This is a genomic window from Spirochaetota bacterium, assembly GCA_038043445.1.
In the GTDB taxonomy this organism is placed as follows: domain Bacteria; phylum Spirochaetota; class Brachyspiria; order Brachyspirales; family JACRPF01; genus JBBTBY01.
Genome location: JBBTBY010000126.1, coordinates 19,687 through 31,248, shown reverse-complemented (window position 1 = coordinate 31,248; position 11,562 = coordinate 19,687). Strand labels below are relative to the sequence as shown.

At 56.7% G+C, this 11,562-nt stretch carries 14 protein-coding genes and 1 other RNA gene; 10 read left to right on the top strand and 5 right to left on the bottom strand.

What is annotated here, in order from left to right:
• The first annotated feature begins 114 nt into the window (after positions 1–114).
• Positions 115–318: non-coding RNA, 6S RNA (gene ssrS / locus AABZ39_16985), on the top strand.
• A gap of 21 nt (positions 319–339) precedes the next feature.
• Here ssrS and AABZ39_16980 read toward each other — a convergent pair.
• Entirely contained in the window at positions 340–960 is a 621-nt protein-coding gene (locus tag AABZ39_16980; protein ID MEK6796475.1) for an MBL fold metallo-hydrolase, read from the bottom strand.
• 9 nt (positions 961–969) lie between these two features.
• Complete coding sequence (locus AABZ39_16975) at positions 970–2,709, bottom strand: DNA adenine methylase (protein MEK6796474.1); 1,740 nt, start codon at positions 2,707–2,709, stop codon at positions 970–972.
• 157 nt (positions 2,710–2,866) lie between these two features.
• Here AABZ39_16975 and AABZ39_16970 point away from each other — a divergent pair, with 157 nt between their 5' ends.
• Genes AABZ39_16970 through AABZ39_16960 form a run of 3 tightly spaced genes read left to right on the top strand, consistent with a single transcriptional unit; the run spans position 2,867 to position 5,696 of the window.
• The gene (locus AABZ39_16970; protein MEK6796473.1) at positions 2,867–4,051 is read left to right on the top strand and encodes a pyridoxal phosphate-dependent aminotransferase; all 1,185 of its coding nucleotides are present in this window, start codon (positions 2,867–2,869) and stop codon (positions 4,049–4,051) included.
• A gap of 11 nt (positions 4,052–4,062) precedes the next feature.
• Entirely contained in the window at positions 4,063–4,551 is a 489-nt protein-coding gene (accB, locus tag AABZ39_16965; GenBank protein ID MEK6796472.1) for an acetyl-CoA carboxylase biotin carboxyl carrier protein, read from the top strand.
• Between the two features lie 47 nt (positions 4,552–4,598).
• Positions 4,599–5,696 (top strand): hypothetical protein, encoded by a 1,098-nt coding sequence (locus AABZ39_16960; GenBank protein ID MEK6796471.1) that lies wholly within the window; start codon positions 4,599–4,601, stop codon positions 5,694–5,696.
• Here the strand turns inward: AABZ39_16960 and AABZ39_16955 are convergent, their stop codons facing one another.
• The 3 genes from AABZ39_16955 to AABZ39_16945 all read right to left on the bottom strand — a co-directional run bounded on the left by AABZ39_16955 (position 5,697) and on the right by AABZ39_16945 (position 7,408).
• Complete coding sequence (locus AABZ39_16955) at positions 5,697–6,377, bottom strand: SDR family oxidoreductase (protein MEK6796470.1); 681 nt, start codon at positions 6,375–6,377, stop codon at positions 5,697–5,699.
• Complete coding sequence (locus AABZ39_16950) at positions 6,355–6,924, bottom strand: CDP-alcohol phosphatidyltransferase family protein (protein ID MEK6796469.1); 570 nt, start codon at positions 6,922–6,924, stop codon at positions 6,355–6,357. The genes AABZ39_16955 and AABZ39_16950 overlap by 23 nt, the downstream gene beginning before the upstream one ends.
• A gap of 142 nt (positions 6,925–7,066) precedes the next feature.
• Complete coding sequence (locus tag AABZ39_16945) at positions 7,067–7,408, bottom strand: rod-binding protein (GenBank protein MEK6796468.1); 342 nt, start codon at positions 7,406–7,408, stop codon at positions 7,067–7,069.
• Between the two features lie 128 nt (positions 7,409–7,536).
• Between AABZ39_16945 and gatC the strand changes: the two genes are divergently transcribed.
• From gatC to AABZ39_16915, 6 genes are read left to right on the top strand one after another with little or no spacing between them, the layout of a single operon-like run.
• Positions 7,537–7,824, top strand: a complete 288-nt coding sequence (gene gatC, locus AABZ39_16940; protein ID MEK6796467.1) for an Asp-tRNA(Asn)/Glu-tRNA(Gln) amidotransferase subunit GatC — start codon at positions 7,537–7,539, stop codon at positions 7,822–7,824.
• A 3-nt stretch (positions 7,825–7,827) separates the two neighbouring features.
• Positions 7,828–8,751 carry a DUF4340 domain-containing protein gene (locus AABZ39_16935; GenBank protein MEK6796466.1) on the top strand — a complete coding sequence of 308 codons (924 nt, stop codon included), beginning with the start codon at positions 7,828–7,830 and terminating at the stop codon, positions 8,749–8,751.
• Positions 8,748–9,386 carry a CDP-alcohol phosphatidyltransferase family protein gene (locus tag AABZ39_16930; GenBank protein ID MEK6796465.1) on the top strand — a complete coding sequence of 213 codons (639 nt, stop codon included), beginning with the start codon at positions 8,748–8,750 and terminating at the stop codon, positions 9,384–9,386. Before AABZ39_16935 ends, AABZ39_16930 begins: the two co-directional genes overlap by 4 nt.
• Positions 9,387–9,389: 3 nt before the next feature.
• Positions 9,390–10,433 (top strand): CofH family radical SAM protein, encoded by a 1,044-nt coding sequence (locus AABZ39_16925; protein MEK6796464.1) that lies wholly within the window; start codon positions 9,390–9,392, stop codon positions 10,431–10,433.
• On the top strand, positions 10,423–11,160 hold the full coding sequence (locus AABZ39_16920; GenBank protein ID MEK6796463.1) for a ubiquinone/menaquinone biosynthesis methyltransferase: 738 nt from the start codon (positions 10,423–10,425) through the stop codon (positions 11,158–11,160). The genes AABZ39_16925 and AABZ39_16920 overlap by 11 nt, the downstream gene beginning before the upstream one ends.
• Positions 11,157–11,555, top strand: a complete 399-nt coding sequence (locus tag AABZ39_16915; protein MEK6796462.1) for a VOC family protein — start codon at positions 11,157–11,159, stop codon at positions 11,553–11,555. Before AABZ39_16920 ends, AABZ39_16915 begins: the two co-directional genes overlap by 4 nt.
• The last annotated feature ends 7 nt before the right edge of the window (positions 11,556–11,562 follow it).

Genomic DNA, 11,562 nt, shown 5'->3' with positions numbered 1-11,562 from the left:
GTCTGGCTAACCATAGCCATTTGCAATTATTTCGCTGCGTTACCACAATAGAAAGCCACACACCGGCGCGGAGCGCCGTTTGACATTCAATTCCCCCGATAGTATATTGTACCTAGGCCTCTGTGGTGTTCGCGATGCGTGAGCAAGTTTGCACCTTAATGAACATTAAAAGGGATCTTTACATCTGATGACTGATGCCGGACTCGCCGAATGTGCTACGCGCGTGCGGTATAGAGCGGGCAGATGTCATCATGCGAGAGCCCACCCTGACTTCGGTCAGGTGCAAACGGACAGGCACACGGCATTGGCGGAGGCCTTTTGTCTGCCCGAAACCGCCCATTACATATCCGCTTTCATTCTTTCCGCTATGGTGAAATCGCTGTCATGTCCCGGATAGAGATGCGTCTCCGGCGGCAATGTGAATAGTTTTTCCTTGATCGACGAGATGATGAGCTCGCCGTCGCCGCCGGGAAAGTCCGTCCTGCCGATGCCGAACGCGAAAAGCGTATCGCCGCAGAATAGAACATCTTCGATGGCATAGCACACCGAACCGGGTGTATGTCCGGGGGTATGCAGGACGGAAAAGGTCATGCTTCCGGCATGTATGACATCGCCGTCCGCTATTTTTTTATCCGCATCCGCGAATGCGATATCGATGCCGAACGCTGATGACAGATTATGCTGTGCGCTCGTGAGCATGATCGCGTCTTTCTCATGGATATATACCGGCGCCGATGCGTATCGCTTTCGGATCGTATCAAGCCCTGCGATATGATCGAAATGTCCGTGCGTGATGAGAATGGCGCTCACCGCACGCGTGCCGACAAGCGAAACGATTATTTCCTCGTCATCGCTCGTGCCGGACGCGGGATCGATCACCACCGCTTCGGTATCGTTCCCGGCGATATAGCAGTTCGTCGCCACCGGGCCGATGGTCGCTATCGCGATAGCTATTCCCATGGCATGTACCTAAACAGTGACGGCGCGCATCGCCGTTTCAATGCCGTGCATGAGATGCGTGACGAATTGAGCGTTCGTATGGTCGAGGTATCGATCATGTATCTTCTCCCGCGCGATATCGATAACAGCGCCGGCGGCAGGGATGACGGCGTAGTCGCGGCGTGAGAGGCGGTCGGAGATGAAGGTGCTTATCTCCTGCGTAATGGAAACGAAATCCGCTTTATCCCGGCTGCCGGAGAACCGCGCGTACAGCCGCGGGATGCGCGCGAGAATGGTGGCCATGGCGTCGTCGATGTAGGCGGCACCGGTGAGCACGCGCAGATAGCACATTATCTCCTGGTGGGCGTTCGCCGCAGTACGTTCCATGACGAATGCAAGGACATCATCGATGATCGTCGCTGGGGCGTCCGTAAGGAGCGTGAGCACTTCCTCGGTGTTCACCGCAAAGAGGCGATGCGAAAGCTGTATGGGTATCGTCCTTCCCGACCCGTGGAACACGGCATGATCGCTCTCGGGGAGGAAGGTGCGCGTCAAGGCAAGGCGGAGCTTTTCCAGCGGTACTTTCCCGCCGTTGATGCGGCGCGGCGTATGCCGTCGTTCGGTGTTGACGACGAACAGATGTTCGACGTTCCTGGTCCGGTTCACGATGGATTTTCGTGCGCCGGGATAGCGTGTGTACTCGTTCGATACCATGGAGACCTCCCCCTTTGCCGATAGAACGGCTGTGATATCCTTTTCCGAAATGATCCCGTCGGAAGAATAGCTCAGCAATATGGTGCGTGCGTCTATCCCATCAATGCAGTCGCGGAACGCGGCGAGGGCCGTTTGCCGATAGCAGTACGCCGAGCGTGTCTTCACCCAGTCGCTGCGTATGGCGCTTTTATTCGTCTTTTTCCCGTCGATGAATATCTGTTTATTGACCGGCGGTTTATCCCAGAGCGCTATGGTATTGAGGAGATGATAATTGCTCCCGTACTGATGCTGATTGTACGGCGGATCGAGATACACGATGTCGTAGTGCGCGCCCGAATGCGAACGGAGAAGGGTTGCGGCATCCTCCTGCGTGACCGTGCCGCGTGCGGCATCGATGAGGGGGAGCGGCTTGAGCGAAACCTCGCCGAGTATCCGGACAAGCGCATCCTTGCCCTTGCCGCCGAAACCGGCATGGAACCCCTTGAATACGCCGGAGGTATTGGCGTGCGTGGCCGCCTCATACACGATGGCAGCGAGGAGATAGTAGAACGCATCCTCGCCGATGGTGCCGAGCGCACGCATCCGTTCAAGTTCCGTGCGCATCGCATCGAGGCGTTTCGCATTGCGGCGCGTATAGAACATCCGCTCGTTGACGATATCCGGGTGTTCGTCGCTCTCAGGCGCGTAATAGGCGGCGAGGTACTCGTCGTCGGGCGGTACTGCCGGCAGTGTGTTGAAATGATGGAGCACGGCGGAAAGCCCGCCGATATGATCGAACAAAAGCGATTCGTCGCCGGCGGAGAGCGTCATGTGCGGACGGTTCATGACATAGGAATAATATTCCCAGTCGTTCGCATGCACGGTGAAGCCCATGGCGCGCGCAAGCCGTGAGACGCTGCCGCTCCCGGAGAAGGGGTCGAGGAATGTGGGCTTTGCGGGGAGCGACGGCAGGAGCGGTGCAATGACGGAGCGTATGAACGGGATGAGCCGGCGCTTATTGCCAATATAGGCGATGAGCGCTTCCTTCAGGAACGGTTCGGCAGTTACAGTATCCATCGTCCACCCTGGGCGAGTTATGTTTACTATGCTACCACAGTCCGGCGCATATTTCAATGAGGTGCCGTGAAAAAAGCGGTGTTTTTCGGCCGTGCGAATGTTGACAAATCACGGTATTTTGCTAGAATGCTTTCGCTACTTATACGAGGAGTCACTTGTGAAATTGGCCCAACGTGCCATGGCGCTCAAGCCGTCAGCAACGCTCGCGATATCCGCCCGTGCGAAGGAATTGGCCGCTGCGGGGAAGGACGTGTTGGATTTCGGCGTCGGGGAACCGGATTTTCCGACACCGCGCCATATCGTCGATGCCACGATAACCGCGCTCAATAATGGACGAACGAAGTATTCGCCCGCAAGCGGAACGCCGGAATTGAAGCAGGCGGTGAGCGGTTACTACAAAAAGAAATACGGGCTCTCCTATTCGGTAAAAGAGATCGTCATCAATGCGGGGGCGAAGCATTCGCTCTACAATATCTTTCAGGCGATCATCGATCCGGGCGATGAGGTGATACTCCCCGCACCGTACTGGGTGAGCTATCCGCCGCAGATAGAGATGGCCGGCGGAACGGTCGTTGTCGTGACCGCCGATGATACCACCGACTTCCGTGTGAGCGCAGCAGAGATAGAGAAGGCGATCACGAAGCGGACGAAAGCGCTCGTGCTCAATTCGCCGTCAAATCCCACCGGGAGCGTGTACACGAAGGAAGAACTTACCGCTATTGCCGATGCATGCGTGTCGCGCGGCGTGTATATCATCTATGATGAGATCTATGAGAACAATATCTACGGGCGACAGCATGTATGCCTTGCGACGCTTTCAGAAAAAGTGCGCGAGCATACGATACTCGTCAACGGCGCATCGAAAAGCTATGCGATGACCGGTTATCGCATCGGGTATATACTCGGGCCGGCCGACCTCATCAGTGCCGTGGGAAATATCCAGAGCCACTCCACATCGAACCCGACGACGTTCTGCATGGACGCAACGGTTGCAGCGATAACCGGCCCCGAGGATGCGGTGAACATGATGCGTGCTGAATTCGAGAAGCGGCGCGATGTGTTCGTCGCCGGGATGCGTACGATACCCGGGGTTACCTGCACGAAGCCCGACGGCGCGTTCTATATACTTCCCAATTTCAAAGGCGTGCTCGGAAAGGCCATCAGCGGAAAGGTATACACGACAACGCAGGAACTTGCAAAGGGAATGCTCGAAGATGAGCTTATCGCCTGCGTGCCGGGCGAGGAATTCGGTGCGCCGGGGTACATACGCTTCTCCTATGCGACATCGATGGCAACGATAGAAAAAGCGATCGCCCGCATACGGGCATGGCTATCAAAATAAGAGGAATGACAATGGCAAAAAAAGCTGATATCTTCGGAATGGGTACCGATACCGTCAAGGATTATGCGGACTTTTTCTCGAAGAACGATGTGACCGAGCTCCATCTTGAGCTCAACGGACTTACCCTTACGATGAAGCGCAATGTCGGCCAGACGGTGCAGACGGTCGTGCATACGCCGGTGACGGCGGCGCCCGCGGCAGCCCCGGCGGCGATACGCGAAGAGGTAAAGCCGGCGGCCCCTGTGGACGATGACAGCAAATATCAGAAGATCGCCTCGCCCATAGTCGGGACCTTCTATGCGGCATCATCGCCCGATACACCGCCCTACGTGAAGGTAGGAGATGTTGTCAATGAGAATACCGTCGTGTGCATCGTCGAAGCGATGAAGATGATGAACGAGCTGAAGGCCGGCGTCAAAGGACGCATACACAAGATATTGATGACGAACGGACAGCCGGTGGCGCAGAACCAGACATTGTTCCTGGTGGATAAGGCTTAAGATATCCGGAGGGGGGTATGATAATGCACAGGTGCTTGCACAAGTGCTTGCACAAGTACCTTTGTGCTTTCGTATTCCTTGCCTGTTCACTTCTTCTGGGGAGCGCTCCCGCTCACCGGACGCTCACCAGGATATTGTCCCGCGGTGAGATAGTCTTCAGTGAATATACGATGTACGCCGAGGGAAAGGCTCAGGCGAAGGTCGATGGTCCGCTCCAGGCGGTACGCATCCGTACGCAGCGAACGGCCGAAGAGACCGCCGCCGCGAATCTTCTCGCCTCAGCATCCGGCATCATCGTTTCCGCCGATACGACCGTGGGCGACCTTGCAGCATCATCCGAGGTCAATCGCCGCATCCTGCGCTCGCTTTCCCGCTATTCGCTCGTATCGGTGAATTTCCTTACGAACGAGGCGGTGTCGGTGCGGCTCAGTGTACCGCTTCTCGGTGCGGACAATCTCATCGCGATCACCCGTGAGAGCACGCTGAACGACGCTCTCGCCCGTACCGGAACGGTCACCCCGAAGACCTATCAGGAAGCTGGCACCAATTTTACCTCGCTTATCATCGATGCACATGATGTGAACGCGGAGTGTGCGCTTCTGCCGGCGATCTATGATACCGCGGGGACGCTCATTTACGGCATTGCCTATGCCGACGGTGCTTCCGTGTCCCGCCATGGGCTTGTGTCATATCTTTCCTCATCCGGGATCGACAATGACTACATCAGTGATATGGAAAAGCTGCGCGAACTGCATGCGCTTGCCCGCGCACTGAAGCCGATACTCCTTGAGCGCGATCTGCGCAAGAAGGAGCGCGCGCTCGAGGTGTTCGACGCATCCGCGGAAAAAACCCGGTGGGCGAAGAGCGTTGCTGAAAGCATTGACCGGACGATGCATATGCGCACCTCGGTGAACAATAAGGCGACCACCATCGACGAGGCTATCCGCCGTGCGACGAAGGACATAGAGAAGCGGCTTAAGGGAACACGCTTCGGCTATGCGCCGTTCTTCGTGACGGCATGGCGCGTTCGCGGCGCGAAGAAATGCGATCTGGTCATCGCCCCGGACGACGGGCGTATCGTCCTCGGCAATAGGACGCTTCTTGCGGCGATGAAAGAATGCCGCGTTGCGATAATAGTGGAATGATCAGGTTATCCTGCTGTCGAGATTGAACACCTGCCCGCTCGCGTTCTTCATGCCGGAGAGGAAGCGAACAAAGCGCGCGATCTCATCGACATCCTGCTCGCGCTTGAGCGCGTTCTCGGCGATCATTGATCTGAACGCAGCATCATCGATCCCTTCATTGATATGCGAGCGGAAGAGCCCCGGCAGCACCGCGTTGATGCGGATATCATGCGCTGCCAGTGCCGCCGCCGTTCCTTTTGCATAACCGATGAGCGCGCCTTTTACCGCCGCGTATACCGCCTGCCCGCGCCCGCCGCGCATTCCCACGAGCGATGCAATGAGCACGATGCTCCCGCCGGAAAGTTCGCCGGTAAGAGCGGTGATGATGCGGTGAAGCGCGAGTACGTAGGTATCCACGGCATCGGCGAATACTGCGGGGGATTGACGCATGATGAGCGCGTCATCGCTCCGTGCGGCATTGAAGATGAGCGCGGCAATGTGTTTCCCGCGAAGCGTATCCGTGAACGAATCGCATGATGTGCGGTCCGCAAGATCGAGCGCCGTTTCGGCGTCATCGTCCGCTGCCGGTGTCCGTCGCGTACGGATGACGTGATACTGATGCGCGAGCTCGCGTGTAAGTGCATGACCAAGGACGCCGCCGGCACCGATGATGACGGCGCTAGGGGTTTCGTTTGCAGACATAGGTGATGAGATAGTGAACGGCGGTGACGATGATGAGCGCGTAGGAAATTCCCGCGAATAGGAAGCCGATGAACGAATATCTTTCCGTAACGCCGCTGATGATGAGGAAGAACGTTATTGCGAGCGCGAACACCGCGAGCTTGCCGAAGATGCTCGGCGGCGGGATAAATCCTTCACGGTTGATGATGCGTGCGGCGAGATAGATGGTGATGATATCCCTGACGAATATGAGGCCGATAAGCCCGAGAAAGACGGGGTCGAGCTTCCGTATGAACGCGAAGGCGATCATGAGCGTTGAGATGCTTATCTTATCGGCGATGGGGTCGAGCACTTTGCCGAGCGAGGAGACCTGATCGAGCGCGCGTGCAAGAAAGCCGTCGAGGAAATCGGTCACCGCCATGAGCACGCAGATGCCGATGACGAACTGCCAGCGGCCGGTGTACATGCAATAAATGGCGAACGGAGTAAGGAGGATGCGCGCAAAGCTCATCCAGTTCGAAACGGTGTTCACCCGGTTCGTCGTCGCTATGTTCTTTACGTTTGACATGATGTGCAGGGTAATAATACCATGGTATACGATTGAGTCAATCGCGGCAAGATCCATATAAGAAAAAAAAGCGACCTCGGGGATCACCGAGGGGGGCAGAGAATACAAGGGGATACAATGCGAGGCTTCGTGATCGGGGATGCTAGAGGTAGCGTTCCATCTGTTTTACTATCATATCGGCGATGCCGATCGATTTTGTTTTCGACATAGTGGTTGCATATTCGTCGTAGAGCATGTCCTCGAAGATGTTCTCGGCCATGCCGCCGTCGATGAACTTTTCCTTGTGCACCGACGCCCGCATGGAGTCGAGCATTTTTTTGACGAATATCGATTCCATCTGTTCCGCGGCGCCCTTGAGGCGTGTCAGTTCGGAGGCTTTGCTGCCAGCGGGAAGCTTGAAGCCGTCATGGTGACGGCGCAGCGCTGCATCGACCTTGTGATTGGCGGATAATTCCATGGCCTGTGCCCGTATTGTGTCTATCATAGCGCCTCCGCGGGGTACAATGTCATTATCGGAGCGTTCTTTGGGGCGGATTATATCTTTTTTGCGCTGTTTTTCTCGTTGACAATTGCATGTTTTCTCCTATAATTACGAACGATTCGGAGCATGCAATGGAAATAACAAAAGAAACAATCGCGAAGGTAGCGAAGCTTTCACGGCTCGAACTTTCCGGCGACGAAGCGGACAAACTCACCGCGCAGGTGAAGGACATCGTCGCCTTCGTGGAAAAGATTAACGAGCTTGATACTGCTGACGTCCCGCCGACCTATCATGCCGTCGATGTGCACAATATACGCCGCGCAGATGCCAATACGCCGTCGCTCCCGACGGATACCGTTTCATCGCTCGCCCCCGAGAGCGAGAACGGCGCCATACTCATTCCGCAGGTCATAGAGTAGGATATGGCAGCGAACGGATATTTCCGCCGTCTTATCATGATGCTCCTCGTGCTTGCGCTCCTCATCGCGGCTGTCATCGCCATTCCCCGCATACGCAAGGCTATCGCATCGAAGAGTGCGCCGCGCACGGCGATATTTACGCTCAAAGAGGATGCCGTTTCGAAATTCCGTCTTATCTACGGCGGGAACGATATTACCGCTGCAAAGATCAGGAACACTTGGCGGATCACCTCGCCGGCGAACTACCCCGCCGACCCGATGGAAGCGCTCGCGAACATAAAGAATTTCAATTCGCTCGCCATACGTGCCTCGATAACGAACCGTGCGCTCGTGGATAGTTACGGCCTTTCGTCGCCGCGCATGCGTTTTTACGTATGGGAAGGGATGCGCGAACATATGCTTGAAGCGGGCGCGCTCGCCTTCGACGGAGAGGGCATCTATGTGCGCGAGGGCGGCGATATGTTCGTCGTTGAGGCGATATTCGTCGAGGCGCTCAAGAAATCGATCGATGATCTCCGCGCGAAGGATTTTCTCGCGATCACCGCGCGTGATGTGATGATGCTCACGGTCGGCGCTATCACCTTCAAGCGGCAGAGCCGTACCAACTGGACATCATCGATGGCGGGCACGCTTGATCTTAACAAGGTGTTCGAGCTCGTGCAGGGTATCGAACAACTGCGTGCAGCGGGATTCACCCCTGACGGCGCACGGGCGGCCGACTATGGAATACCGGAACGCGCGGTGCATGTTCTCATGAAGCTTGAGGACAACACCAAGCGCGAGCTTTACGTTGCGGGCGACGGGAAGGACGCGTTCGCGAAACGCGCCGATGAGGACACCATGTATCGTATCGATGCATCCGTGCGTGATATGCTTCTCAAGCCTGCATCGTACTATCTCGCACCGAGCTCGGGGACGGTCCGATGAAAAAAAAACGGCCGGCGAAGCGCTTTTCTCTCAATTACGCGAACATCATAACGCTCTCCCGCGTCGTGCTCGCGCCGATCATCGCGGGGAGCTTCTTTCTCGATGCCTTCGGGTGGCCGATATTCACCGCACGCATCGTGTCGCTCGTGCTCATCGTCATCGCTGAGCTTACCGATATGTTCGACGGTATGGCGGCCCGCGCGATGAAGAGCGTATCCGACACGGGCAAGGTCTTCGATCCGTTCGCGGACAGTTTCTATCGGTTCAGCATATTCGCCGCGTTCACCGCGCTCGGATATCTCCCGCTGTGGATGCTCCTCGTGTTCTTCTACCGCGATTCGCTCGTGAGCGTCGTGCGTACACTGAGCGGTCTTAAGGGAACGGCAATGGCTGCGCGCATAAGCGGCAAGGTAAAGGCCGTCGTACAGGCGGCGGGCACGTTCATCGTCATTCTTGTCGACCTTGTGCGCTACAATCCCTTCGGCAATATCGCCGATCAGGCGCGTACGTTCATTCCGTATGAAAGCATCATATTCTGGACATTCGCTCTCATCACCGTGTATACCGCGTATTCCGCCGTCGATTATCTTGCCGGTTCCTACAAGGTCTGGGGCAAGGGCTTTCTCAGGCGCTGATACATGGCACGCATTACCCGAACGGACGCATTGGATCTTCTTCGAACACCGATACTCTCGCTCGGACGTATGGCCGATGATGCGAGGCGGAAAGCGACCGACCCGGCTGTCGTGACCTACCATATCGACCGCAATATCAATTATACCGACGTATGCGAATGCGGCTGTTCGTTCTGTTACTATTACCGCGAACGCGGCGGCTATTTTCTCACGGACGATGAGCTTGCCGCACGTACCGGGGAAGCGCGGGAACAGAACGCCGATCAGATACTGCTGCAGGGCGGCATGCGCACGGACATTCCGTTCGAGCGCTATGTAGCGATGATACGCACGCTCGCTGAGCGATTCCCCGACATGCAGATACATGCGTTCTCGCCCCCGGAGATCATCCATTTTTCACGATTGTCAGGGAAAAGTGTGGCCGAAGTACTGAAGGTCTTCATCGATGCCGGCCTCGATTCGCTCCCCGGCGGCGGCGCAGAAATACTCGTCGATGCGGTGCGTGCGCGTGTTTCGCCGAAAAAGTGTACGGCGGATGAATGGATATCCGTCATGCGTACCGCACACACACTCGGCTTGAAAGCGTCCGCGACGATGATGTTCGGTTTCGGGGAAAGCGAGGAGGACCGCATTACGCATATGCTTCGGCTGCGTGAATTGCAGGATGAGACCGATGGCTTCGTCGCGTTCATACCGTGGACGTATCAGGGCGGGAGCCGTACGCTCGCGCCGTCGGCACCGTACAGCGGCGAATCGTATCTTCGCACGCTCGCCCTATCGCGCCTTGTGCTCGATAATATCCCGAACGTCCAGGCATCCTGGCTTACGCAGGGGCTTCATCTCGGACAGATGGCGCTTTTTTTCGGTGCCAACGATATGGGAAGCGTCATGCTGGAAGAGAATGTCGTCCGCGCCGCAGGCACGGCGCATACGACCGATGAGAGAACGCTTCGCGAAGTCATTACGGCGGCAGGATTTACGCCGCGGCTTCGTGATTTTTATTATCATTACAGGGATGATGTACGGGGAATGAACAATGGCCGCTGAAGAACGCGAACGCATCCGAGGCATCTTCAACCGCATCGCTGCGCGCTATGATGTCATGAACCGTATCATGACCTTCGGCATCGACCGCGGATGGCGGCGTTCCCTTGTCCGCGCTGTTCCGCGTACCGCCGCACGCGTGCTCGATATCGCTACCGGAACGGCCGATGTCGCCTGCGCACTGTCTGCAGCAGCAACGGGTGCTCCGGCGATCGTCGGCATCGATAATGCGGAGATAATGCTCGCCGAGGCGCGGCGGAAGATCAAAGCGAAGCATGTCCGGAATATCACGCTCGTACGCGCTGCCGCGGAAAAGATGCCGTTCGCCGCCGGTTCTTTCGATGCCGCGGTCGTCGCTTTCGGCATACGCAACTGTACGGATAATGGCGTGGTGCTTGCCGAGGCTGCGCGGGTGCTCCGGAAAGGCGGCGTTCTTGCCGTGCTTGAATTCTTCCGCCCGGATAATATCTTCACCCGCATCGTACAGGGAACGTATGTTCGCCTGGTCATCCCGCTCGTGGCGCGTTTGCTCGTGCGGGCCGCAGTCGATGCATACCGCTATCTCGGCGATTCCATCGCAGCGTACCTGAGCGTGAAAGAGTTCCGCGTCCTTGCCGAACGCTCGGGATTCCTGCATATACGAACGAAACGTTTTCTTTTCGGCGTGGCCGATCTTACCGTGTTCTCACGAACGGCATCGAAGATAAAAAAGGGAAGAGGTACCACATGACACTGGCTCATATCTGTTTTCGCGTGGCCGATCTTGCCCGGGCCGTCGATTTCTACGTGGAGAAGCTCGGGTTTTCCCATGCTTTCGATTTCAAGCACCCCGACGGGAAGCGATACGGGGTGTATCTCAAGATCAGCGGACGCACGTTCATCGAGCTTTTCGAAAAGGCCGATGTCGCACCGATGACGGACAAGCAGTCGTATGCGCATATCTGTCTTGAGGTGGAGGATATCAACACGGCTGTCGCCTTGCTTCGCGGCAAGGGAGTAACCGTGAGCGACCCGAAACTGGGCCTCGACCAGAGCTGGCAGGCATGGATAAGCGATCCCGACGGCAACCGCATCGAGCTGCACGCGTATACGGAAAAAAGCTGGCAGGCGCCATGGCTTTCGTAGGAAGAAC

Coding starts and splice junctions, on each gene's coding strand:
- AABZ39_16980 (MEK6796475.1), bottom strand. CDS start 960: ATGGGAATAGCTATCGCGATAGCGACCATCGGCCCGGTGGCGACGAAC.
- AABZ39_16975 (MEK6796474.1), bottom strand. CDS start 2,709: ATGGATACTGTAACTGCCGAACCGTTCCTGAAGGAAGCGCTCATCGCC.
- accB (MEK6796472.1), top strand. CDS start 4,063: ATGGCAAAAAAAGCTGATATCTTCGGAATGGGTACCGATACCGTCAAG.
- AABZ39_16955 (MEK6796470.1), bottom strand. CDS start 6,377: ATGTCTGCAAACGAAACCCCTAGCGCCGTCATCATCGGTGCCGGCGGC.
- AABZ39_16950 (MEK6796469.1), bottom strand. CDS start 6,924: ATGTCAAACGTAAAGAACATAGCGACGACGAACCGGGTGAACACCGTT.
- AABZ39_16945 (MEK6796468.1), bottom strand. CDS start 7,408: ATGATAGACACAATACGGGCACAGGCCATGGAATTATCCGCCAATCAC.
- gatC (MEK6796467.1), top strand. CDS start 7,537: ATGGAAATAACAAAAGAAACAATCGCGAAGGTAGCGAAGCTTTCACGG.
- AABZ39_16935 (MEK6796466.1), top strand. CDS start 7,828: ATGGCAGCGAACGGATATTTCCGCCGTCTTATCATGATGCTCCTCGTG.
- AABZ39_16930 (MEK6796465.1), top strand. CDS start 8,748: ATGAAAAAAAAACGGCCGGCGAAGCGCTTTTCTCTCAATTACGCGAAC.
- AABZ39_16925 (MEK6796464.1), top strand. CDS start 9,390: ATGGCACGCATTACCCGAACGGACGCATTGGATCTTCTTCGAACACCG.
- AABZ39_16920 (MEK6796463.1), top strand. CDS start 10,423: ATGGCCGCTGAAGAACGCGAACGCATCCGAGGCATCTTCAACCGCATC.
- AABZ39_16915 (MEK6796462.1), top strand. CDS start 11,157: ATGACACTGGCTCATATCTGTTTTCGCGTGGCCGATCTTGCCCGGGCC.